The 23,100-nt window shown below is 38.6% G+C and carries 19 protein-coding genes; 12 read left to right on the forward strand and 7 right to left on the reverse strand.

Annotated elements, in window-relative coordinates:
- Together FXW07_RS00005 and FXW07_RS00010 are read left to right on the forward strand one after the other, a co-directional pair.
- On the forward strand, window positions 1-424 hold a 424-nt coding region (locus FXW07_RS00005), incomplete at its 5' end, for a GAF domain-containing protein (RefSeq protein WP_229393132.1).
- 524 nt (window positions 425-948) lie between these two features.
- Window positions 949-1,389: a pyridoxamine 5'-phosphate oxidase family protein gene (locus tag FXW07_RS00010; protein ID WP_229393134.1), complete on the forward strand. Its 441-nt coding sequence runs from the start codon at window positions 949-951 to the stop codon at window positions 1,387-1,389.
- Between the two features lie 472 nt (window positions 1,390-1,861).
- Here FXW07_RS00010 and FXW07_RS00015 read toward each other — a convergent pair whose 3' ends face one another.
- Window positions 1,862-2,614, reverse strand: a complete 753-nt coding sequence (locus FXW07_RS00015; RefSeq protein WP_229393136.1) for a fasciclin domain-containing protein — start codon at window positions 2,612-2,614, stop codon at window positions 1,862-1,864.
- 367 nt (window positions 2,615-2,981) lie between these two features.
- Here FXW07_RS00015 and FXW07_RS00020 point away from each other — a divergent pair, with 367 nt between their 5' ends.
- The 6 genes from FXW07_RS00020 to FXW07_RS00045 all read left to right on the forward strand — a co-directional run bounded on the left by FXW07_RS00020 (window position 2,982) and on the right by FXW07_RS00045 (window position 8,495).
- Window positions 2,982-3,659 carry an SAM-dependent methyltransferase gene (locus FXW07_RS00020; protein ID WP_229393138.1) on the forward strand — a complete coding sequence of 226 codons (678 nt, stop codon included), beginning with the start codon at window positions 2,982-2,984 and terminating at the stop codon, window positions 3,657-3,659.
- Window positions 3,660-3,906: 247 nt separating this feature from the next.
- Window positions 3,907-4,311 (forward strand): pyridoxamine 5'-phosphate oxidase family protein, encoded by a 405-nt coding sequence (locus FXW07_RS00025; protein WP_229393140.1) that lies wholly within the window; start codon window positions 3,907-3,909, stop codon window positions 4,309-4,311.
- A gap of 90 nt (window positions 4,312-4,401) precedes the next feature.
- Complete coding sequence (locus FXW07_RS00030; protein WP_229393265.1) at window positions 4,402-4,641, forward strand: hypothetical protein; 240 nt, start codon at window positions 4,402-4,404, stop codon at window positions 4,639-4,641.
- A gap of 101 nt (window positions 4,642-4,742) precedes the next feature.
- Window positions 4,743-4,892 (forward strand): hypothetical protein, encoded by a 150-nt coding sequence (locus FXW07_RS00035; protein WP_229393142.1) that lies wholly within the window; start codon window positions 4,743-4,745, stop codon window positions 4,890-4,892.
- Window positions 4,893-4,999: 107 nt separating this feature from the next.
- Window positions 5,000-5,854 carry a DUF1638 domain-containing protein gene (locus FXW07_RS00040; RefSeq protein WP_229393144.1) on the forward strand — a complete coding sequence of 285 codons (855 nt, stop codon included), beginning with the start codon at window positions 5,000-5,002 and terminating at the stop codon, window positions 5,852-5,854.
- 451 nt (window positions 5,855-6,305) lie between these two features.
- Window positions 6,306-8,495 carry a CHASE4 domain-containing protein gene (locus tag FXW07_RS00045; protein ID WP_229393147.1) on the forward strand — a complete coding sequence of 730 codons (2,190 nt, stop codon included), beginning with the start codon at window positions 6,306-6,308 and terminating at the stop codon, window positions 8,493-8,495.
- Window positions 8,496-8,765: 270 nt separating this feature from the next.
- On the opposite strand, the gene FXW07_RS00050 is transcribed toward FXW07_RS00045, so the two are convergent.
- From FXW07_RS00050 to FXW07_RS00070, 5 genes are all read right to left on the reverse strand, one after another.
- The gene (locus FXW07_RS00050) at window positions 8,766-9,437 is read right to left on the reverse strand and encodes a YkgJ family cysteine cluster protein (protein ID WP_229393149.1); all 672 of its coding nucleotides are present in this window, start codon (window positions 9,435-9,437) and stop codon (window positions 8,766-8,768) included.
- 581 nt (window positions 9,438-10,018) lie between these two features.
- A complete protein-coding gene (locus FXW07_RS00055) occupies window positions 10,019-10,981 on the reverse strand; it encodes a transglutaminase domain-containing protein (protein WP_229393151.1) in 963 nt (320 codons plus the stop codon).
- Between the two features lie 508 nt (window positions 10,982-11,489).
- On the reverse strand, window positions 11,490-12,734 hold the full coding sequence (locus FXW07_RS00060) for an ABC transporter permease (RefSeq protein ID WP_229393153.1): 1,245 nt from the start codon (window positions 12,732-12,734) through the stop codon (window positions 11,490-11,492).
- Window positions 12,735-12,863: 129 nt separating this feature from the next.
- Window positions 12,864-14,288 carry a COG1361 S-layer family protein gene (locus FXW07_RS00065; RefSeq protein WP_229393154.1) on the reverse strand — a complete coding sequence of 475 codons (1,425 nt, stop codon included), beginning with the start codon at window positions 14,286-14,288 and terminating at the stop codon, window positions 12,864-12,866.
- Window positions 14,289-14,297: 9 nt separating this feature from the next.
- A complete protein-coding gene (locus FXW07_RS00070) occupies window positions 14,298-15,254 on the reverse strand; it encodes an ABC transporter ATP-binding protein (protein WP_276573339.1) in 957 nt (318 codons plus the stop codon).
- Between the two features lie 1,607 nt (window positions 15,255-16,861).
- Between FXW07_RS00070 and FXW07_RS00075 the strand changes: the two genes are divergently transcribed.
- Entirely contained in the window at window positions 16,862-17,386 is a 525-nt protein-coding gene (locus FXW07_RS00075) for a DUF4405 domain-containing protein (protein ID WP_229393155.1), read from the forward strand.
- A gap of 261 nt (window positions 17,387-17,647) precedes the next feature.
- Here the strand turns inward: FXW07_RS00075 and FXW07_RS00080 are convergent, their stop codons facing one another.
- Window positions 17,648-18,703 (reverse strand): restriction endonuclease, encoded by a 1,056-nt coding sequence (locus FXW07_RS00080; RefSeq protein WP_229393156.1) that lies wholly within the window; start codon window positions 18,701-18,703, stop codon window positions 17,648-17,650.
- Between the two features lie 795 nt (window positions 18,704-19,498).
- On the opposite strand from FXW07_RS00080, the gene FXW07_RS00085 reads away from it, so the two are divergent.
- The 3 genes from FXW07_RS00085 (at window position 19,499) to FXW07_RS00095 (ending at window position 23,026) form a co-directional block, all read left to right on the forward strand.
- Window positions 19,499-20,083 carry an isochorismatase family protein gene (locus FXW07_RS00085; protein ID WP_229393157.1) on the forward strand — a complete coding sequence of 195 codons (585 nt, stop codon included), beginning with the start codon at window positions 19,499-19,501 and terminating at the stop codon, window positions 20,081-20,083.
- A 1,012-nt stretch (window positions 20,084-21,095) separates the two neighbouring features.
- Window positions 21,096-21,260, forward strand: coding sequence for a hypothetical protein (locus tag FXW07_RS00090; protein ID WP_229393158.1), 165 nt, complete (start codon window positions 21,096-21,098; stop codon window positions 21,258-21,260).
- A 71-nt stretch (window positions 21,261-21,331) separates the two neighbouring features.
- Window positions 21,332-23,026 (forward strand): DNA/RNA non-specific endonuclease, encoded by a 1,695-nt coding sequence (locus FXW07_RS00095; RefSeq protein ID WP_229393159.1) that lies wholly within the window; start codon window positions 21,332-21,334, stop codon window positions 23,024-23,026.
- Window positions 23,027-23,100: the final 74 nt, after the last annotated feature.

A 23,100-nucleotide genomic window follows, 5' to 3' on the forward strand; every position in this document is an offset into this window, starting at 1 on the left:
GATAGATSAGATCAATGCTGGAGGAATTTATCTTATCGATGAAGAAACAGGAGATATGACACTTGCCATTCACCGTGGTTTTTCTCCTAATTTTGTCGAGTATGCCTCCCATTACAGTGCCAATTCCCCTAATACGAAACTTGTTATGATAGGGCAGCCTGTATACAAACAACACATAGATCTGCTTCTCACGTCAAGAGACGATGCACTCAGACATGAAAATCTCAGGGCTACCGCAGTTATCCCCGTAAAATCAAGAAAAAAGGTTATTGCAGCTTTTTGTCTTGCTTCGAGCCTTGAATTCGAGATTCCGGATAGCGTGCGCACTGTCATTGAAACCATTGCAACACAATTTGGAGTCTTCATATCTCGTATCCGCCTGGAAGAAAAATTAAAAGAATGCAGAAAGAAGAGAAAGTCTTAAATAAGACTTCTTTTTGTTCTTCCAATCCTTTTTAAATCTCTTCAGTCATTTCTTGTTTTCTTTTGGCCTTTATTTTAACTTCCTTCGGCCTTTCTTTAACTCTTTCAGTCCTGTGTTATCTCTGTAAGTCTTATTTCACTATCTTTTTGATATACTCTGGGAAAAATCATGAAGCTATAACCTTGATACTACCACCGACTGAAGATATAAGTAAAATTTATAAATTTTGTCCCTCTAAACTGTATGGGGGAAAGACAGAATGAACCGCGTTTTTCCTTTTTTGTATTATAGGACTAAAAGTTTGTTTAAGGACTTTTAATTATTACATGACTTAATACTTATTACAGAGTCTATTAGAGAGTTAGAGAGTCGAAAATTGTTCAAGATTGGAAGTCATAAGATTGGAAGTCATATCACGGGATTAGAAAAACTACGCCGAATTTATAATATTAATGGCAGAACCGGGGTAAAAATCCAATCAATTGGGGTTTTAGCTGAGAGCTACAAACATTTTGGTGGGGACTATGGCAGAAAAGCTTAAAGATAAGATTTACGAGTACCTTTCAAATCATTACTACCTGAACCTTGCAACCGTAAGCCCGCAGGGCAGGCCAATGGCACATACAATGGCATATGTATCCGAAGATGCTATTGTATACGTGGCAACCAATAAGAATACCCGGAAAGTCCAGAATATTATGCAAAATCCTTATGTAGCATATACTGTCGACGAGGATGATCCAGACTGGTTTGATATGAAGGCCCTTCAGATTGAAGGAAAGGCATCAATCGTTACCAATGAAAATGAACTCCGAGAAGTAGGGGAAATAATGGCAGCCAAATTTCCGGTTGCTGCAGACATGCCCCCTGACCCGGAGAGTATCATGATAAAAATCGAGCCAGAAGTTATCTATTATCTTGATTACAGCGTTAAGTTCGGGTACAGGGAGCAGGTGAACCTATAAAACCTGCATTTTAATTTTTGGGAACAGCCAATGCTGAAAATAATCCCTTCGTACTTAATGTGATTTATTTTCATGCTTCTGAGATCTCCTGAACTCTTCTATGCAATTGTCTTAAAGTTTGTGAGCAATCAGATGATAAAAGCCTGGCCGACGAGATTGAATAAAACTTGACTAATAGAATAATAATTGGCTAGCAAAACTGAACAAAAAAGGTCGCTGACAGTAAGCTGACTGACAGGATAACTATCTAAGAAGTAAGGTAAAAAAGGAATAAAAGAAGCAAATCAAAGTTATCTGAAGTCAATATGATCTTTAAATCAACATGATCTTTAAATCAATATGATCTTTAAATCAACACGATCTTTAAATCAACATGATCTTTAAATCAACATGATCTTTAAATCAACATGATTTTTAAATCAACATGATCTTTGAATCAACATAAGCTTTGCTTCTGTTCCGGGTTTCTATTTCAGACTTCTAATGGAATCACTACTTTGTCAATCCCATGTATTACTCCATTAGCTGCAACGATGTCAGGCTCTATTACAGTTGCATCTCCTACCATTATCATTCCGTCAGTTGTGGTATTCACAGCCAGCTTTTCGGTCTCCAGGGAAGACAAAGAATCAATATTTTTAAGATCTGCAACCCTGTATTCTCCATTGATCACATGATAGGTTAACACACGGTTCAGCTTATTTCTATCATTACGAAGGTCGTCAAGCATGCCTTCTGGAAGGCTCTCAAAAGCTATGTCAGTAGGAGCAAAAACAGTATAAGGCCCTCCTTCATTAAGAGTATATTCAAGTCCTGCATCCCTCGCAAGTGAAGCAAAGGTTGTATATCCTGCTTCTTCTGCAGTATAAATAATTGTCTGATTGTTATCCAGGACCTGGTTTTCAGAAGAAGTTTCATTGCCCTGGCCCGAGTTTTCTTCATCCAACACTCCCTGGCTCGAGTTCTCTTCACCCGGGATTATGACTTCTTTCCCTTCATCCAGGGAAGTTTCTTCCTGACCAGACAGTAACCCTTCTCCAGTGTCCCCATCTGCCGATTCTGTAACTTGTTCTGTTACACCAGGGGTAGCACCTTCTACCGGAGTTACCATTTCTTCACTCCTGGTCTTATTTTCCTGAGCATTTTCCGCACAGCCGGAAATAAATACTATTGCTAAAAGTAAAACTACAAGAGTTCCAGATTTTCTAATATTTTTTCCCCCCAAATATATATTTAAAAGATATACTTTATAATTAAATTTTCATTTCATAATACATGTTCTTTTGATATAATCTTATCTATATTTGCAGGAAAATTATGTTAAAAAGACAGCTAGGCCACTGAAAAGTAAATTCTCATTTACGCTGGTGTCCGCCGAGCTGGAGATTAACATTTAATTAATAATTTGTTTAGTTTGAATTCTGAGACAGCCTCTAAACCTGGTTATTCTTCTAACCATGATTAATGACAACGTTTCAAAACAGTCCGTAAACTTTTATAATTACATGGCAAAGTTAATTATTGGATTGGCTCGTTATTGGGGAATACTAATTTATATATTTTGTATATATATGTACTCTAGTGTACAGCTTATGACAATTATGTATCATAATATCAAGCCATGGGGAAGGTCTCTCAAAGAATACGTCAGAATGTTTAACTTAACACCTGACGATCTCGAGCGAAATATCCTGGGTTGTGGAGACGGACCTGCGAGCTTCAATGCCGAACTTACAGAACGAGGCGGAAATATCATATCAGTTGATCCTGTCTACTTTTTCAGTGCTGATCAGATTAGACCGAGAATTCATGAAACTTATAATGACATTATTGATCAGACCCAGAAAAACCAGGATAAATTTATCTGGCAAGAAATTGGCTCAGTTGAAGAACTTGGAAGAATAAGAATGTCAGCTATGGAGAAATTTCTAAAAGATTTTTCAGGAGGCGTGGTGCAAAATAGGTATGTACCTGGTGAACTTCCCTTTCTGCCTTTTAGTGATAAAGAGTTTGATCTGGCACTGTGCTCGCATTTGTTATTTCTCTATACAAAAAACCTATCACTGGAGTTTCATTTGAAATCGGTAGAGGAATTGTGCAGGGTTTCAAATGAGGTCAGAATATTTCCGCTACTGGACGTAAACGCCGACCGATCACCATATGTCGAGCCTATAATTAATTTTTTAAGGGCAAGAAATCGAGATGTAGAGGAAATAAAGGTAGCATATGAATTTCAAAAGGGTGGAAATACAATGTTAAGAATTTGTTGAAACATTATGAGATAACAGGTTTTGACGTCATCAAGATTTAATAAATATTATTAAACTGTATTTTTTGAATACGTCTACTCCAAGATTCTCCATTGTCATTGAGCTTCAATGTTTCCCCCTTTATATTTTAAAGCTCGACTTAACCTTTTCTAGGAAGGTTATTAAAATACATAAATCCGACTTTCGATACACAATTCTGACGCTTAAATATATAAATTTATACTGCAACCATCTTGATGGTGATATCATGGTAAAATTAAATGAAGAGATGAAAACGGCTTTTTCGAAGGTAAAGATCTTTCCCGTAGCTACGGCCTCAAAAGAAGGAATTCCGAATGTGGTACCCATAGGGTTCTGCCAGCTTGTAGATGATGAAACAATCTGGATATCAGATAACTTCATGGCCAAATCACTGGCAAACCTTAAGGAAAATCCAAACGTGGCAGTCTATGTATGGGGACCAGACACCGGCGGTTGCTTCCAGATAAAAGGTAAGGCTGAAATTATCAGTTCCGGAGAAAAATTTGAAAAAATGAAAGCAATCGTGCATGCAGCAAAGCCCGGGCTTCCTGCAAAGAACCTTATAGAAGTAAGGATTAGCGACGTATTCCAGTGCGCTCCCGGCCCTGAAGCAGGAAAGAAATTACTCTAATCAAATTTAACCATATCTTCAGCATAATATCTGGATAAGCACCCATAAGTACCTGGATAAGAAGAATAAACTATGGCTGAGAGTGTTGAAATGGTTGAAAATAAGGAAGATGCCCCTGTTTTTTGTGAAAAGTACTGTATAGTCTGCAAGGGTGCAAGAGAAGGAAACAAAATTTGCAAGGCTATCCAGAATATTGAGTTGAAAATCTTCGGGAAAAACGGCTGCATCTGGGGAGCCGCAAGGACAAAATATTACGGAGTCACTCCTGATACAAAACTCCCTGTGAATTCAAAAAAAAATAAACAAAAACAGAACGGTAGACGGAAATAAGGGACAGGTATCTATTCTTCCTGTTCCTACTTACTTTCTTTTGTTTTCTAAAATCTTTTTATTAATATTGCATATTATCTGTAAATAACGATAAATTTTTTATGACTGATTTCATAGGCAAATTTGTTAATGCCCTGGATTTTACCATACAAGTTTATCCGGGTATGGAAGATTATCTGGGTATGGAAGATTATCTGGGTATAGAAGATTATCTGGGTATAGAGATCTACAAAGAAAAATCTCAAACATAAAATTACATAACAGAATCCTGGAAACAAAGATTCACCAGAAAAAATCACGAAAATAAAACTTCCAGAAAGGATTCCAGAAAAAAGTTACAAGGAAGGACATCCGAATTATGTCTGTACTGAGCATTGTTGCTTGTGGAATGCTCGAAGACGAGCTTGTACATGTATTATCAAAAGACCGTGAGTTACAGCAGCTAATCGTTGTGGAAAACCGGGAAAGCTCAGGTTTTCTCCGTAAGCTCAGGTTGAGAAATTGCAACCCAAGAACAGCTTTTTTGGACAGGGTACCAATGCTCCTGAAAAGGAGCTCCAGCCCTGGTTTCATATTTCCTGCAAGGCTTCTTTCAAGCTTCCCGATCCTCAAAAAATTTTGCAGGAAAAAGAAACTCAGGGAAGAGGGTATTGTTGTCGTAAACCTGTTAAGCTTGGGCCTGCATGCCGATCTTGAGATTTTAAAGGCTGAAGTTTACAGAAATATCCATGAAATGGCGTCCTTTTCCGACAGAATCCTGGTTTTTTATGGGATCTGCGGACATGCACTTGGAAAACTGGAAGAAGATTTCTCGGATCTGGAATGTCCTCTTTTCTTCCTGAAAGACCAAAACGGAGAAATCATAGAGGACTGCATCAGTCTGGCGCTTGGAGGAAACGAGGCTTATGCAAGGGCTATGACCAGATTCCAGGGCATGGGCACGATCTACCTGACCCCAATGTGGGCTTCTAGCTGGAAGAAGCTGGAAAATAAAAACGGGAACCGGGACTTCAACAACTATTATCTGAAAAATCCACTCTACTGTCTGGCTGCAAAAATCGATAGCGGGCTTGTAGACAGTCCGGAGTTTCATACAAATGTTAAAGAGTTTGCCCGTACTTTTGATATGAAAGTTGTGAACATAAGAGGAAATCCGAAAATTACTGAACAATCATACCTGAACGCCCGAGACGTTACAACTGAAAAACAATAATGAAGCTGGCTTAAGCTTTTATTGAAAGCCTATTCATTTATCTTATCTCTTTAGGTAGAATTCCTTAATGAAAAAGGAAGAACAAACCTCAATTGATCTTAAACTCTGTCTAACATCTACTAAAATTTATATACTTTCTCACCTTTTTAATATCAATAATATATTACTTTCAAACTAGTGTCAGAAAATTTAGTTATTAAGCTCATCCCAAAACCCATTTTTGCTCTCAATTATCAGGATCACTCCGATAAGGACTACTTCGATTATTTTCACGATCAGAAGCTCGGCTCGTCACTTGAAATACAAAATATAGAAAACAAATTTTGAGTTTTGGGATAGATTCATTAATTATCTAATGAGCTCAAAATCATTGTATTCTGATGAGAAGCTACCAGGATTATGCTCAACAATTAAATTGCCAAGACACTAGTTCTTATAATAAGTTTTTGGGGTGTCTGGAATAGATATTAGTAAAAAGGTTCTTCTAATAACTTTCTTAATTTTTGGCGTTCTCACAGCTGCGTTTACACTCACCCATAATATGCAGCTTTCCAATTTTTTAGAGCTTGAAAAAGTGGACACCGCGGACAATGTAGAAAGGGTGCAAAATGTCATTTCAACCGAGCAGGGATATCTTAATCGTACAGTACAGGATTGGGCTTGCTGGGATGATACTTGCAGTTTTGTTGAATGCGAAAATCCGAATTATACGGAAGTAAACCTTCAGAATCAAACTCTTACAGGAATTAAGGTTAATGTGATGCTTTTTGTAAATAAATCCGGATCTGTTGTCTATGCAAAATCAGTAGATATGTATACTGGAGAGGAAAAACCAATTCCGAAAAAGCTTCTTAGAATGGTTGAAGACGGAACTCTTCTTTCAAAATCCGAAAATGACAAGAAGAGCGGTTTCGTTTTGCTCGATGAAGATCCTATGTTTGTTGCCTGCCATCCGATCCTTACGACAAAATATAATGGGCCTATGAAAGGCACCTTGATTTTTGGGAGATATTTCGACGACGTACTTCTTAATGATTTCAAAGATTCTACTCGTTCTTCCCTTTTAATGTACAGAATTGATGAAGATTTGCCTCCTGATTTCCAGACCAAATTAAAAAGCCTTTCAGAGAACCCGGATAGAACTATTGTCGAACCCCTTAGCGAAAATAAAGTAGCTGGCTATTTTGAATTGCTAGATGTATCAGGCAAGCCTGCTCTTATTATAAGGGCGGATTTTCCAAGAGAACTCTATAAGTACGGTGAGAAAACCCTGAATAACATGTATTTCTTCCTTTTGCTAACCGGTCTCATGACCGGAGTAGGGGTTAAATTTGCGTTTGATAAGTTATTTATCTCAAGGTTAATAGGAATTGATAATTTTGTTACTAAAGTCCGGTCGGAAAAGGATCTTTCCCGAAGATTGCCTCTTAAAAACAACGATGAACTTTACCGTCTCTCAAAGGAAATAAACAGAATGTTAAATGAAATAGAGCTTGCCGAACAGGAGTTAAAGGCACAGGAACGAGAAAAGAAGGTCCTGCTTGACTCTCTAAATGAGCTGGCTATTTTCGTAAACCCTCAACTTTATATTATCTGGGCGAACAAAGCTGCACTGGAATTTATGAAGATAGATCTTCAAAAAGCAATGGGTCAACGCCTTAAGAATACCCCTGATATAAGTATCCCATTATTTGACTCCCTGGATCTTGAACAGATTTTCATGACAGGTAATAAAAAATCAGGAGAATTTACTGGGAAAGATGGCAGAGTCTGGATTGTTCAGGCAATTCCTGTAACTGAAGAGGGTGGAAAGATTATAGGAGTCCTCGAAATGTGTAGGGACATTACGGAAAGTAAAGCCGCAGAAACCCTGCTTCAGGAAAAGCAAATCGCAGAAGCCGCAAATCGCACCAAGAGCGAATTCCTGGCGAATATGAGCCATGAACTAAGAACCCCGCTTAACTCTATTATAGGGTTTTCTGACCTTCTGTATGAACAGGTCTACGGCGAACTGAATGAAAGACAGCTAAAATCCGTCGGGAACATCTCAAAAAGTGGAAAACACCTTCTGAATTTAATAAATGGCATCCTGGATCTCTCTAAAATAGAAGCTGGAAAAATGGAGCTAAGCTATAAACAGTTTGATCTTGCCAGTAAGCTTCACATCATCAAAAATCTTTTATCTCCTATAGCCGATCGGAAAAATATTCAAATTGAAATCGATATAGATAGCAGCCTTTCCAATATCTATGCTGACGAAGCCCGTTTTGTTCAGATAATGTACAACCTTGTGGATAACGCCATAAAATTCTCCTATGAAAACGGGTTTGTAAAAATATGGGCAAGAAAAAAGGGAGATATGGTAGAAATAACTGTCACGGATACAGGAATCGGGATTAAACCTGAGGATCAGAGTAAACTTTTCAAGCCTTTCAGCCAGGTGGATTCATTTTTGTCAAAGCAATTTCAGGGAACTGGACTTGGTCTTTCTCTGGTTAAACAGATTGTACAGTTGCACGGGGGATATATATGGTTCAAGAGCGAACCTGAAGAGGGGAGCACCTTTGCTTTCGTGATTCCGATAGAAGGTATTAAAGTCGAAGATGGGACTGCCAGGTTAGATAGTAAAGTGCAGAGTTAAAAGATAAAACGGCGGAAAATATAACAAAGCTGAAAAAAATTAGGACTTACGCAGTTGAACTGAGAAATCAATAGCATTAAACCTTCAACTGTCTGAAACACTAAACAAGTCACAATGTCGAAAGTGCTTGATTTTGTACTCCACGTGCCGTAAGTCCGATAAACAAAAAAGCTGAAAAAGATAGGAAAGCTGAAAAATAAAAATTTGATTTTGCCAGATCGCGAACTCAAACCCCTGCAAGCGCTTGGACTCGACCATTCCAGTTTAAAGTTAAAAAACGAGTTCTTCAACTTTCTGGCCAAAATCACGACTGAAGTCAGCACGCAGACTGGTGGCTTTGATCTCGGCTTTCTGCAAACTCAACAATTCTTCCAGAGAAAAAATTGCATACTTGTTTTTTCCGCGCCTGTATTTTTTCAATTGATCGTAGTCAAAGCAGAGATTATCATAGCTAATTACATGTCTTAACCATTCTATTGGAATTGCAAGGCTTAACAAAAGCGGGATGGCAGTTTCAAAATAAAGCCTGCAAGCTTTTTTTCTTGACAGTTTGCACCGTTTATCTATTGTAAAATTTATTTTGTTATCTTCAAGCGTCAAAACTACAGGATAGATTTTACAGAATATAGGCTTAAAATTCCGGCACTCACATTCTTTATTTTCTTCACTTAAAAATGGACACAACTTCCCTAATTTTAATACATGTATTAAAGTTTCGTCATCCATTTTCAGAGCATCAAGGTAGCGAATTTTGAATTCCGAAACACTTATACCCAGTTTTTTTGCCATATATTCCTCTTCCCCGGGCAACAGAGTTCCGATTTTATTATGCTCGCACACTCCACCACATTCCCTGCAGATTTTTAAAGTATTTTGATTACTTCCACTGAATATATTGTGGAAGTTTTCATACATTTGAATTGGTATTTTCTTGTATAACACCCAAAAACCTCTTTGAAAATCTTTATATATTTTCACATTATTTGCCTGAAATCGACCTGTAAACCCACTCTTATAGCATTACCATTGCATATATTTTTTATAAGTTATATTTACATGTATTCCTGATCATACTTCCTTTTTCGGATACTAAAAAATAATAATCAGGTTATATTTAAAAAGACTAATTTTGAAACGCCCATCTTACGAAAAAAATATATACTATAAAAGTTTTAAAAGATGCCCTCACCTTATAGGAGTCAATGCGTAAGAAAATATACTAAGTTTAACTCTAAATAAGTAAGACTTGTTACATCTGTTAATCATTAAAAAATAAGAAAAAATAGAAGAAGAAATAGCTTCCAATAAAAGAAATTTTTCGATCCCTGCAAGATAATCTGAGTAATCTAAGGCTCAAAAATGAAGCATGAAAGGAAGTGCCTCTGGTTTTTCGTTTCCCTTAAATGAAAAGAACGAAAATCTTTGAGGTGTTCCTTCCCTTCTTTTTTCGAATACCGATTTCTCAAGGATCTAAAACACTTGATAATTCTGCGAAGATTAAAAATACCTTATCCGCCAGGTGTTCAGTTAGGATAACTTTCAGGTTGTTCGTCCCAGAATGTTGGAACATCTCCGTTCTGCTTTCCTACTTCCATAAAGTACTTGTCATTGAAATAATACCAGACTCTTACAGCCGGATATGTACTTTCCAGGTACTCATCATAATCGATGTCTGATACATCCGCAGACACTATAGAGCAATTGTCATCATCGTAGTAGGGTCCTTCAGTTGGGTCAAGCGGGAACCATTCCCCGTCTTCATAAACTTCTACCCAGGCGTGTCCACCACTGACATTTCCAAAATCTACTTTTCCTATAGCCACACGCACGGTACTTTCATTATATTCTCCCGAAGCAATCAGCAGGGATGCAAGAGTGTTTGCCTGTTCTTCACAATCACTGACAGGCTCTCCATAATCCGGATTGCTGGAATATGCAGGGGTTTCATCAAGAAACTCTGTTGGAGTAAGCCATTTTTCATCTACACCGTTCAGGGTCTCATCGGATACCCAGGTCCACGATAAAGCGGCTTGATAGATCTCGTACTTATCGTCAAGATCATTTTCCTCAAGGTAAGAGGTTACAGCATCTGCATATGGGGTAACACAGGATTGATAATAGGAAGTGTTTTGCTGCGTTATGTTTTGTTCATCCAGAAAACTCCTCGCTCTCATGTCAGGAGGCATCCCTCCTGAATTTCCTTCTCTGGAGACAGTCGAAGGTAACTGTTGAGGTCTTCCGTTATTATAAGTGGGTTGGAAATTTTGTGGCATATTTACGTTTCTTCCTCCAGGAGACAGAGAAAATCTCGAATTTAAGTTTTGAAACTCATGTACTCCACTTTCAACAGTACCTATGAAACTGCAGCACTGAACCCCAAGATTCTGAGGTTCAACAGATAACCAATCTAGAGTATTCCTGTATTCTGGACTGCTTCCCATGTCTACGTTTCTAGCACTCGCACCAGTACAAAGAAATATAGCCAATATAAGGGCAGCTGTCAAAATTAGATTCATTTTTCTCATTCAATCATCTACCAGTATGTTTTGCAATTTCTTCATATTCTCACACTAATTTTTTCTGTTCATGATTCAACATGTCAAAAGCCCAGTTCTGAAACTCAGGTTCTGAAACTCAGGTTCTGAAACTCAGGTTCTGAGGCTTCCTCATAAAATTCATAAATTTTTCTCAGTGTAATGCATATTTTTTCCACAAATTTTCTATATAGATTAAGAATTTCTGAATGGAAGCAGGAGACGAAAAATGTAGAAATCTTCAAAGTTTTATTGAGGTTAAACCGTGACTCTTTAACTGATTTAGAACATTTCTAGAGTTTTCTCTAGAGTTTTTTCTCCGAAAATCAGTGAGTCCGGCAACTCAGTCAAACTCTTGATTCCCGGTACTGCGATATCTGATAATCTACACCTTCCGTTTTCTTCTTCGTCTCAAATTAAGCAGGAAATTAAGAAAGAGGCGATTCCTTTTCTTTTCCGTTTATTCGTATCTCAGTGCATCTACTGGTTTTAACTTTGAAGCCCTGTATGCAGGGACGATTCCTGAGATTACTCCTATTAAAATTGCCAGTAGAAGCCCGAAAGCCATCAGGTCAGGAGCAAAATAAATTTCGGAAGAACCGGAACTTGCTCCTCTCATCATTTGTAGACCCAGCATAGGGAAGAGAGTTGAAACAAATGCTCCAAGAATATCTCCAAGGATACCACCAACAAGGCCAACCATTGCGGAATTAAAGAGGAAAATCATTAGTATATCCATGTTTTTTGCCCCAATGGCTTTCATGGTCCCGATCTCTTTTGTCTTTTCCAGGACAGAGGTAAACATCGTGTTTGCAATCCCAACGGCTCCTACAAGCAAGGATACGGCTGCAATAGCTCCAAGAAACAGGGTCATTGAACTCGTCATTTCGGTAACAGACTCGGCCATCGATTTAGAAGCTGTCACTGAAAAATCCCTGTCATCTTCCTGAATAATGTGCCTTGAAACCATGAGTTTATCCACGATATCTTCCATCAGTTCATCAACCAGATCTTCACTCCTGGCTTTCACCGTGATGCTATCATAAACACCTTCTTCTGCGTCATCAAGCAGGTTTACTGCCCCATCGATCGGCATGTAAATGCTTCGGTCTCCACGTCCACCTTCTTCTTCCAGGATGCCGACAACGCGCACGGCTTTACCGTTTACAGTTATTACCTGGTTGACCCCTATTTCCTGGTCATAAATTCCACTTGCAACCCCGCTTCCTATAACTGCAACATATTTATCAGCCGGTTCAAGCAATCTTCCGGATTGTGTTTTCAGGGTAGTCATGTACTTCCAGACCTGAGGGTCCACACCAGTAATTGAGAGAGTTGCATTTTGAGCTGCGTAAATCACTGATTCACTGCCGGAAATATCTCCTGCTATGTACTGTATTCCATCCAGGCCATGGAGAGCCTCGATGTCATCATCTGTTAATTCAGCATCTGTTGATGAACCCCTCATCCCAGGAGGGCCAGGCATGTTGGATGACGCTTTGGTATACCCCGGACTTATGGTTATCTTCGTCAGGTCCATTTCGGCGAGCCTGCTCTGCACCTGTTCCTGCATAGCATCTCCAAGAGAGAGGATGCCAACAACAGATCCGATCCCTATAACTATTCCAATAATGGTCAGCCAGCTTCGGAGCTTGCTATGCACAAGCATGTTCAGACCCATTTTCAGGTACGTTGAGTTTCTCATCTCGCATCTTTCCGTTCGTTGCTGGGATTTTCGCTTAAGCCTTTTTAAAAAGGCTTGCAGACAAGCAGTTTTTTGAAAAGGCTTGTGTTTTTCATCTTGCACCCTCCATTTTCTATGGAGATTTCCTTTTCAATCTCTAATTGTCCCTGAACCTGTCCCTGAACCTGTCCCTGAACCTGTTCCTGAGCCGTGCTTCTGGTCTTCAGACTTTTTATTTCCGGATTTTTTCTCGCTTTCGGCCTGTTTTTTTCTGCGGTAAACGAATAAACCTGCTATTGCAACCGCTATTAAAACAATATAAATCAGATATGAACTGAATACACCGCTGTTACCTGCCGCTCCTATTCTTCCTCGTCCCTGTGCAGTTACATTCCCGGTATTCGTTTCGAGTTCTACTTCCTTATCAACCGTTACTCTTTCCCCTCTTGCATCCGTATATTCAATCTGAACTTTCAGGGGATTGGAAACCGTGGAAGTCACATTTTCGTCTTTCTCGCTTGCTCTTGCAACCCCTGGTGTTCCTCCACTTTCAGCACTTCCAGGACTCTGTGTGCTCACAACATTGAAAGATGCAATTGTATAGTCACCTTTCTCAAGGTTTCCAACAATCGTTGAAGAGCTTCCTGATACCCTGTAACCATCCTGATCAGGGACTGAAACTTTCACGGAATAAGCCATGTTGTTGCCCACATTTGCAACTGAAAGGGAAACTTCTCCCTGGTCACTTTCTGAAAAAGAAACATCAAAATCAGTTTTCCCACCAACGAAAAGCCCTGCTGTGGTAGCAATGCTTTTCTCATTCGATTCATAGTCTTCAAATTTGAGGTCTACATCCAGAGTATAGAGTCCAGGGTCTGCGTTTACATCTGCCATTACCGAGTAAGATATGGTTACGGAGTCACCTGCAGCCAGGTACTTGATGTACTTTGTATTATCCGAATATACCGGCAGAATTACCCCTTTTGGGTCTTTCCAGGAAACTACCATGTTTTTCAGAGGTGAGTTTCCGGTATTTGTTATTATGAATTCCAGAGGTTCTTCCTGTGCCAGGTCAATGCTTGCTTTGTTTATGGTAACAATCTGAGCGTACTCTTTACCCCTTACCTCAAGCTGGACGGTTTTTGTAGTAGTAATCGTGTTTAATGAGGACCCGCTTTCTTTAGCAGTGGTGGTAATATCGATATCATATGTGCCTTCTGAAGCATTGGCATCTGTCATAAGCTTGAACTTAAGGACCGCTGCATCGTCATCATCCTGCCGTGCATTCAGGTAGGAGACTTTTTTTGTCATGTCTTCTCCGGAAACCTTACTGAAAGGATATTCAGGGTTAACTGTGACAGCAATGTCTTTCAGGTCAGTGTTTCCTACATTTTGCACGCTGATTGTGAGTTCAACAGGTTCTCCAGGACGGGCAGTATCAGGGTTCTGTTTAGCCAGGTTTACTTCCAGAGATGCAGACTTTATGTCCCCATTAGAGGCAAGCGCAGTCCCAGCCCCAGGGTATATGAACGCTGAAAACAGCAGTAAAAATATTAGTAAAGAGCACTTCTTCATTTTAATTCCTCAATTTAGATTTATTTCATTTTTCGTACCTCGTTCATTTTTCATACTTTGTTCGTTTTTCGGACGTGTTTCTATTTTTTCAATCTCGCCGTCTCGGATGTACACAATTCTTGTTGCATATTTTACAAGTTCAAGGTCATGTGTTACAATGATGATCGTCTTACCTTCACGTTTCTGCAGCCCGTCCAGAAAATCCAGGATATAATCTCCTGTTTTACTGTCCAGGTTTCCTGTGGGCTCATCTGCCAGGATTATGGGCGGGTTTACACCGAGGGAGCGAGCTATTGCAACTCTCTGCTTCTGTCCGCCTGAAAGCTGTGATGGAAGGTTCTTTTTCTTATCTGAGAGTCCGACAATTTCAAGCAGATATGAGACTTTTTGTCGGGCGGTTTTTCGATCCTCTTCCTGGAATTCCATAGGTAAGAGCACGTTTTCTTCCGTATTCAGGGTTGGAAGGAGGTTAAAGCTCTGGAATATGAAGCCAATCATCTGTCCTCGGACGACGGCGAGTTCGGATTCACTTAGTTCTGAGATGTCTTTAGAATTCAGGCAAACAGTACCTTTTGATGGCATGTCCAGACAGCCCAGCAAATTCATAAGCGTGCTTTTTCCACTTCCACTGGGGCCCAGGATTACAAGGAACTCCCCTTCATAAATCTCAAGGTTTATTCCTTTAAGGGCCGCAAACTCAACTTCTCCCATCTGATAAATTTTCCAGACATCGGTCAGTTTGATAAATGGAATCTCTACGTTCCTGGAGGCATTCCCTGAATCAGGACTTTTAGCAAAATTACGGGCTGGACTGCCGTAAGGGCTATTTTTCGTGAACCCCCCTGGACCATTTATTTTGGAATCATTCTCCGATTCACTGTAGAAATCTGCTGCTTTCTCAAGTGGCTTTAAAATTGAGGTATTTAATTTCTTTTTAAATATCTCTATGATCTTGATAAGCGTCATACATACCCTCTAAACCATGTTCATGCTTCAGAGTTGTCGGATTAATTTTGATTTTGTTTACATCTGCCTGAATCATCGAATCCTATAATACATTATTATCTTTTTTATACTGTAATTAAGTTTTACTGTTATTTAACTGTCCTTCTTTAATTACAGGATTAGTAACGGATAATAGTGATATGCGTTTAGTGATATGCGTTTAGTGATATGCGTTTAGTGATATGCGTTTAGTGATATGCGTTTAGTGATATGCGTTTAGTGATATGCGTTTTTGAGGCACCTGCGAGCTGCACAGTGCCTCATCTATGGAGTAGGATTTAAATCGATCTTCGTTTTTGAGGCACCTGCAAGCTGCATAGTGCCTCATTTTCTGGAGTGTAGGTTTGACTGCTCCCTTCTATCGCTTCTCAATGGTGAACTTTTGTGTTGATCTAATGGTCGCTAAGAGTGGCGAGGTATCCTGTTTCTATTTGCTTCATTCCCATTGAGCCATACAGGATTAAAGGTATCTGCTAGATGCAGATGCCTTACCTGTCAGTTTCTAGGAGAAGGCAGTCATCTCCTTCATTTGCATTTAATAATAAAAGCATACTTAGCAAAAATAGGAGATATAAGGAATTAATTTATCAATGAAGCTTTTCTAGGCGTTATTTATTGAATTTAATCTTTAATTGCATTTTAAGTAAAAAATTAAATCTCAGTAAAGTATTATTTGCTAGGGGGTCTTCTCAAAAAATCTTTAGACCTTTCATAGAAGCCGTTTCCTTCGACAAAACTAGGTTTTAGAGTGTTATTTTTCAGGACTTTGCCCCAGTTTCGGAATTTTACCTTAGATTGAAAGGCAAAAATTTTCCAGGACTTCTCGGATTTTCTTAGGCCGATGCCCGAGCTAACAGGACATACTTGAAAGCTGGAGTAGCTAAAACTGGAACCGTTCATTAAAAATTATTTGCAAAAGTTTTATATATGAAGACATAGTGAAAGCGATCACTACGAAATCCCAAACTTCCCCATATAATTAATTTTTTATTTACATTCAAGTTTTACTCATTATATCTAATATTTTTCTGAAAAAATCGGAGAAGGCTTATTTAAGTAATACTCTGTGTTTACGATTCCGGATAAAACAATGTTTACTATTCCTATCAACGGTAATAAAGTAAGGAGTCCTGCATTCAGGAAAGAGGATATTCATGAGTGCCCAACAAGAATTAACCTGATTTTACCTTAATTCTGGGAGTATTTCATCTTCTGGAAAGTTTTTTTTCTTCTCCTGAATTTCTGGTTCTTATTAAACAGACAATTAAGAAACATAGGTTAAAAGTTTTTATATTCAGGTAAATATTCCTTAATTAAGCTTTATTTGCAAGTAAATGAGTTTTTTAACTTTTAAATTGAAAGTAAACCTCTATTTACGTCTATTTTTTGCAAGTATCTTTATTTCTTTTTCTGCCAATTAAGGGAGCGCACAGCAGTCATTGGAGAACAGCAGAACCGCTATGTAACGGTTCGTGAAGCAAAAATCAATAAAACGAAAATCAATCAGACGGACTGAAATTGATAATCTTACAAAAATGTCGCTGTAAATAGTAAAAAGGAGGGAGGAGATGAAAAAAATAAAGCTCAACTATCTAGTAGACCTGGCACTTTTTGTTCAATTTGCCTTGGTCGGTTATTCAGGTCTTATAATGTATTTCAATCGCTATGCTGCAGGTTCACTCTTAAGATTGATCCATGATAAAGTTGGAATCCTGATGCTGGTTTTCTTTGTTGCCCACATTGCACTCCATTGGAGATGGATCGTGTTAACCACAAAGAACTTTTTCAGAAAAGAAAAACAAATCAAAAAGTCGAGAAAAGTAAAACTCAACTATCTCGTAGACCTGGCATTTTTCATTCAATTTGCCTTGGTTGGTTATTCAGGTCTTATAATGTTCTTCAACCACCATGCAGCAGGCCAAATCTTAAGATTGATCCATGATAAAGTTGGAATCCTGATGCTGGTTTTCTTTGTTGCCCACATTGCACTTCATTGGAGATGGATCGTGTTCACCACAAAGAATTTGTTCGGAAGACAAAGAGAAATGAAAGAGGGTGAAGTTATCGAGGCAAACTATATGCCTGTGGACTAAGGTCGGTAAAAATCTAAGGCAGAAAAGGGATTCATTGTTCATCGGTTCAGAAATCATCGGTTAAGGAATCATCGGTTCAGAAATCATCGGTTAAGGAATCATCGGTTCAGAAATCATCGGTTCAGAAATCATCGGTTAAGGAATTTTCTTGCCTGAAAGCTATCGATTTTGCATTAGAAGTCAGAAGTAGTTGTATTATGTAATAACAACAAACGGTGACAGATATGGCACTAACATCCGTCACCGTATATCAACCGTTGTTTAAATATATGCTTTCTTAATGATTTTTGTAAGCTCGTCTCTGTCAATTAAACCTATACTATTCGCTTTAGCTAATTCAATTGCAGAATTTGTAAAATAGTTATTCGTAACTACCAAACCTTCAGTACATTTGTATAAAGCTTTAGATGCTACAACTTCCTGTACTGCTTTATTTGAAACTTTACTTGAATAACGTTTAACTTGAACAGCAGTTTTTTTTCCATCTTTTGATAGAATAAGATCTGCACCTTGATCGCCTGTTCTTCTGGTCCCTTTTACTGAATATCCTAAGTTTTCAAAAACAGACTTCAAAAAGTTTTCAAAATCCTCGCCTTCCATCACATCTATTTTAGTTAATGTTGCATTTAGGTCTCTTGGCCGGCTTATTTTTGGTCTTTCTCGCTTTAACCATTTTGTCAACCAGCTAAAAAAATTCGTTCCGGAGACATTTATCTTATCTGATCCTGGATTTATATCTCTTGATCTGTTTATTTTTGGTCTTTTTTGTTCTACCCCTTTTTCTAACCCCTTTTCTAATCCTTTCAAAAAATTCTTCCAGGCGATCTCTGAACGGCTTATTTGTTCTTCAGGATTCCACAAAAAAGCAAAATTTAAAAATATAATTGTCATCAAAATAAACAATATACCCACTATCGGAGTACCTACTATGGTCAATAACCCAAAAATAAAGCTAATTGATGCTACAATAAGATAACCTATATACAAGACAATGTGTGAAAACTTTGGTTGCGGTGGAGCTATTAGAGTACCAACTTCAAATTTAAAAGTTGTAATTGCAATTAAAAAGCAAACTAAACTCCCAAAAAACAATCCTTCTGATAACATACTCAACCCCGCAAACACAAATATTGATCCTACAAAAAAATAAATAAATTTCCGGGCAATATTTGAAAACTTAGGTTTTTGCTGGGGTACAGGAGTACTGGATATTGGGGAATCTGCTATAGTATTATCTTCTGATGAAATTGGTACTGTACTCACATCTGAGGGGGTTGTAAGAGTACTTTTATCTCCCACTGACGAAAAATCTTCCATTTTTTAGTCCTCTTTATAAAAAGTAATAATGAAAATAATGTTTTATTCCAAAATCAGTTCACTTTTTTAATTTTTTATTACAATAACCTATTGTATCGGATGATATACTATTTCGCTTCAACTTCGAATTTTTTTTCTTTTACATAATCATTCCACATTACCAAAGTGAAGCTTAAATATATTCAACATTTAATCTTTCAGCTCGACTGCTGCTGTATTGAATGTTGAAATTTCAAATGGTTTTGAATCTGCGAAATCATTTCAGAATACAACAAATAATAAAAATAGAGAATTAATTAAAAAGCTTTCTTTTTTTAAAATTCATTATTATAAATATATTACATGCAATACTAATTATTGAAAAACGACAGTGTGCTAATTTTTCTGTAAAATTACAACTATCAAGAAGTTATCAAGTATAATTAAAAAATTATCAAGTATAATTAAATAGTCATCAACTATAATTAAAAAGTTATTAACTATAATTTAAAATTTCTCAAGTATAATTAAGAAATTATCAAATATAATTAAAAAGTTATCACATATACAATTCCGTATCGGAAGATCAATTTTCTCTATAGTACACAAAAACTTGATTTAGAGCTCATCCCAAAGCTTGAAATTTGCTTCTTGGGCCTTGTATTTCTAATATTCAATCAAACACGAGATCATGATAATATCTTTGAGACCCCTCAACGATTAAGAATAAAATATCTTTTGGGATAGGCTCAATAAATTAAAATTAAGATCGATAAAAATAAATGTGGTACGGAATCAAAGAGGAGTGGTGAAACTTTGAAAGCTCTGGTTATTATAGATATGACTAATGATTTCGTATATGAGACCTACGAACATGAAGGAACGTTATATGAGGGAAAACTTGTAGCCCCTATGGCAAAGGCAATTGTTGACAAAATAGCCAGGCTAATAATAAAGGTAGTAAAAGGGGGAACAGTCAGTGTTATCAGGATTCCGAAAGATCACCTAAATGCCTTTATGAACCCCGAACTCGAACTGAAAGCTGCAGAGCTGGGAATCGATGAAGTATTCATGACGGGTCTGGTTGAGGAAGTCTGCATATACGTTAATAGCCTTGGTTTCCTTGAAAGGGGCTTTCGAACAAACATCGTAAAAGGTTGTACTGCACCTTTTGATGAAGAAAAAGGAAGAGAAGCCTTTAGCGAACTTACGGGATGCGGAGCAAAAATGGTCGAGGATATTCCTGAAGACATAAAGGTTATCCTGCTCCTCGAAGACGAACATGATGAAAATTCCGAAGAAATAACGTCAGGAGAATGGCCACCCCATAATATGAAAGGAACCCCTGGGGCCATGACCGTAAAGACGATCAGGAATGTGCTTGAGGGAAGATATAGTTGAAATACATCAGGTTTTCTACAGGGAAAAGTCTCTGGCTTTCTATTTACCGGATTAGATATATTGAGAGAGTCACGTTCGATGATTCTCTTTTTAATTTTTAGTGTCAAGTCAATCATTAAGAATTCAATGATCCCGAATAATTGCAATCGATTTTATATGATATTTTATGTTTGACTCTACACTAGTTTTCAAAATAGAATCATGCTAGGATCTAGGATTGACAGGGTTCATAGGTTCAAATACGTACTTTGCACTAAGATTTTGGGATATACACAACGCTAAAAAAGTATACAAAACTGTGAAAAAATTACATTACTAATTTTTATAAAATTGACTTATCTAAAATTAATTTTTATTTGCAGTTTTTGTTTTTAAGCATATGTAAAAATTTTTGTATTTAAATGTAAAGATGATTCCCAATATATTTTCCAAAATAAGTTTCATTTAAAAGTTTTTATAAAATATTCCGTACGAAGGTCTAGGCCATCGTTTGTATCCAGATGATTAAATATATTCAGGAATAGTTTATAAATAATTATAATAAGTATAATGACTACTCTACGTTAGCACCTCTTTGGCAACTGTTTTATTATTTTCTATTCGATGTTTTAGATCTGTGACATCGAGAGGCTTCCGTGATATATGGAAGGAGGTGCAGTCCTCTATCCCGAAAGAGCACATGTACAGGAGATATTCTAAAATAAAACAAAAAGTGTGACATAAAACAAAAATTGGAACATTCTACATTTAAAAAGATGGTTATTGGTATTATTTTAGATAGGCTAAATAGTTACTAAAAATTTAATCCTAATTTAAAATTCCAAATAATTATATTCATTATTTCTAATATTATAATGAATTATGTGTAAAAATGCTATAAACTGGATTACATTATTTGCTTCTTAATGTAATATCTAAATTATATTAATAAATTTATTCAAAAACTTAAAGCCTGTTCCCTCAGGTTATAATTATTTCAATTTGTTGGGTTATGATGGGGAGAAGGATATGCTTGAAAATGCCCGAGAAGAGCAACAGAGGAATGCCTCTGAAAGGTATTATGCCCGAAAAGAAGAGCAACAAAGAAAAGCCTCTGAAAGGTATTATATACGACAAAAAGACGCTGAAGTGGAGCGACCAGGCGAAAGATTCAGGCGCAAAATCATCAGTCCCTTGACAGAGGCACAACCCATAGAGAGACGACTGATCTTTCTTGAACCAAATGATAACTTAGCCCTGGAGAGGATCATGGGAAAGAGCGATCTTGTTGATATCTCCTATCTGGAACTTGGACTACTCGCAGCCAGACCAGTTTGCAGGATACAGGTCATGAACCTCTTCGGCAGACCAGAAGGTTACGGTACAGGTTTTCTCGTCGGCCCAAATCTGCTGCTAACGAATAACCATGTCCTCGATACAGCAGAGCTGGCAAGGAAGAGTTTTGCAGAGTTCGAATATGAACAAGATATAAACGGTCGAAAAAAGATGTCAAAATCCTTCGACCTGCGACCTGACGAGGTCTTCGTCACCGATCCAAACATGGACTTCACATTTGTATCCGTGGCTCCCATTGCCACAGAAGGGACAGAGCTTATAGATTACGGATTACTACGTCTCGTGGAAGACACCGGTAAGGTCCGGACCGGCGAATACGTCTCTATTATTCAGCATCCTGAGGGCGGTTTCAAACATTGCTGCCTGCGGGAGAACGAAGTCGTAGATATCTTCGACGACTGGCTGCACTATCTGACCGACACTCAATGCGGAGCCTCAGGCTCGCCCGTATTCAACGATCAGTGGCTGGTTGTGGGCCTGCACCACTCAGGAGTGCCGATGAAAGATGCTCTGGGTAACATCCTCAAGACAGACGGTCAGCCCTATCGAGAACACATTGACGATCCCAGTACCATTGCCTGGGTGGCCAATGAGGGCGTACGCATCAGCCGCATCTTCCAGGCACTGGAGTCGCGCAGTGAGAACGAGCCGATGGCGGCCGAAGCTCTGAGGAGGCTTCGCAGCCATGGCACCTGTCCAGTCGGACCTGCGGTCATAACCGCCCCAGAACCCATCCCCGATGCAGTAATGGAGCTGGGAAAACTGCCCATGGAACATTACAGCCTGGCAGATGGATACAACCCCGATTTCCTGGGTTCTCTGTACCATCTGCCGCTTCCCAAACTGGCCGATAATCTCCAGTCCAAAGTCGCAACGCTCAAGGATGGAGGTAAGATTCTCACTTATCTGCACTTTTCAATTGTGATGAATGCCGATCGAAGGCTGGCTTTCTATACCGCGGCCAATATTGACGGCAAGAAGCTGGAGAAGATCAAACGCACCCGCGACAAATGGTACTTTGATCCACGTCTCGACCAGAAATATCAGGCTGGGCCCAAATTGTATGAAGACAATCCACTTGACCGAGGACATCTGGTTCGCCGGCTGGACCCCTGCTGGGGGCCAAATGCCAGGGACGCAGGAGAGGATACATTCCATTTTACTAACTGCTCGCCTCAGCACAAGCGCCTCAACCAGCATGATTGGCTTGAAGTAGAAGACTACATACTGAAAACCGCAGATAATGCCAATGCGCAGATATCGGTATTCACCGGTCCTGTCTTTCGAGAAGACGATATGATTTACCGCAATGAGTACCTTCTGCCTGCCGATTTCTGGAAGGTGGTGGTATTCGTCAATAAGAACGGGAAGTTCGGCGCCACTGCCTACCTGCGCACGCAGAAGAATTATTTGGAGAGCAGGGAGTTCTTCGACGATGAGTTCAAGACCTGGCAAGTGCCGGTAGTTCAGGTTGAGGTTCTGACCTGCATATCATTCGGCTTACCTAAAGATGCCGATCCTATGGCCCGGGCAGCAGCCGGAAAGGGTCTGGAACGCCAGAGGAGCTATCTCCGGAGGATTCGCTCTGCTGCGGATATAATGCTCTGATACGATTACTTGATGGTTGTTGCCACGGATTAGACAATGAAGCACAGTCTTAACAATGAACTAACAGGGCTTAA

Origin of the sequence: Methanosarcina sp. DH1 (assembly GCF_020804205.1) — an archaeon.
In the GTDB taxonomy this organism is placed as follows: domain Archaea; phylum Halobacteriota; class Methanosarcinia; order Methanosarcinales; family Methanosarcinaceae; genus Methanosarcina; species Methanosarcina vacuolata.